This is a genomic window from uncultured Amnibacterium sp., from assembly GCF_964244015.1.
Lineage (GTDB): Bacteria > Actinomycetota > Actinomycetes > Actinomycetales > Microbacteriaceae > Amnibacterium.
In genome coordinates, this window is the sequence record NZ_CAXTHO010000052.1 from 16197 (window position 1) to 17910 (window position 1714).

Below are 1714 nucleotides of genomic sequence, written 5' to 3' on the forward strand. Positions count from 1 at the left end.
GCCCTGCGATCCTCGGGTCCGTGTCGGAGGAGCAGTCGGAGGATCGCCGCTCGGCGGCGCTCGACGCCTCGGACCCGCTGGCGGCGGTTCGCTCCCGGTTCCTGCTGCCGCGCGAGGTCGTCGCGTACCTCGACGGCAACTCGCTCGGGCGACCCCTCGAGCAGACGGCGTCGCGCCTCGCGTACGCGGCCAGGACGCGGTGGGGCGGGCGGCTGATCCGCGGCTGGGACGAGGGCTGGATGGAGGAGCCGGTCCGGCTGGGCGACGAGCTCGGCCGGGTGGTGCTCGGCGCGGCACCCGGCCAGACGGTGGTCGGGGACTCCACGAGCGTGCTGCTGTACAAGGCGGTCCGGGCCGCGGTCGCGCTCGATCCCGCCCGCACGGAGGTGGTGCACGCCGCCGCCGACTTCCCGACCGACCGGTTCGTGCTGCAGGGCATCGCCGCGGAGCTCGGCCTGACCCTGGTGCCGCTGCCGGCACCGCACGATGGGGGAGTCACCGCCGGGCAGGTCGCGGCGGTCGTCGGTCCCGGCACCGCGGCCGTCGTGCTGAGCCACGTCGCATACCGCTCCGCGTATGTCGCGGATGTGCCGGGGATCACCGCCGCGGCGCACGCCGCCGGCGCGGTCGCGGTGTGGGACCTCAGCCACTCGGTCGGGGCGCTGCCGCTGCTGCTCGACGCCTGGGCGGTGGACCTCGCCGTCGGCTGCACCTACAAGTACCTGAACGGCGGGCCGGGCTCCCCGGCGTTCGTCTACGCGAACCGCGACCTGCTGCCCCGCCTCCGTCAGCCGATCCAGGGCTGGATGGGCGCCGACGCACCGTTCACGATGGGGGAGCGGTACGCACCGGACGCCGGGATCCGCCGTTTCCTCTCCGGGACGCCGTCGATCCTGGCGATGCTGCCGCTGGCGGACATGCTCGCCGTGATCGACGAGGTCGGCATCGCGGCGGTGCGAGCGAAGTCCGAGCGCCTCACCGCCTTCGTGATCGACCGCTACGACGCCGAGCTGGCATCGCTCGGCGTGCGCCTCGCGACGCCGCGCGACCCGATGCGGCGCGGCAGCCACGTGACGCTCGACCACCCGGCGTTCGAGGCGATCGTCCCGGCGCTGCAGGCGCGCGGGGTGATCCCGGACTTCCGCGGTCCCGACGGTCTGCGCATCGGGCTCTCGCCGCTCAGCACATCGTTCGCGGAGGTCGACCTGGGCCTGGACGCGGTGCAGGAGCAGCTGCTCCGACGCACCTGATCGCTGTCGTGCCTGATCGCCGTGTCTGCCTCCTGACCGTGCTCGGCCGGTCCAGACCGGAGTCGAGAGTCAGTGGAGCCGGAATGGCACGGTCGCGATCACGGCGTCCGTCTGAGCTCGGAGCACGGTGGCGAGCACGGTTCCTCGCTGGTTGTGGAAGATCTCCTGCCAACGGTGTTTCGGCTCGACCTCCGCGAGGAGCACCGTGACGTCGGCCCCGCTGCGGACCTGCGATCGGACGTAGTGGACGAGCGGTGCCACGAGGTTCCGGTGGGGACTGGGCAGCACCGTGAGGGGCACGCCGGGGTTCCATCTCTCCCACTGAGCGCTCAGGAGCTTCGCGGCTTCGGGGTCGTTCGCGACGGCGACGGCTTCGAGCCGTCCGCCGAGTCGCATCGCCGTGCGCAGCGCGAGGACGGTACGTCCGCTGACATCGGCGACCGGCACCAGCACGAGCGGGTCGT

At 73.1% G+C, this 1714-nt stretch carries 1 protein-coding gene and 1 pseudogene; one reads left to right on the forward strand and one right to left on the reverse strand.

The features are described from left to right. Positions 1-20 precede the first annotated feature (20 nt). Entirely contained in the window at positions 21-1250 is a 1230-nt protein-coding gene (locus ACFE67_RS07790; protein ID WP_375406306.1) for a kynureninase, read from the forward strand. A 69-nt stretch (positions 1251-1319) separates the two neighbouring features. Here ACFE67_RS07790 and ACFE67_RS07795 read toward each other — a convergent pair. Continuing rightward, a pseudogene (locus tag ACFE67_RS07795) lies at positions 1320-1714 on the reverse strand (amino acid permease); the annotation flags it as partial.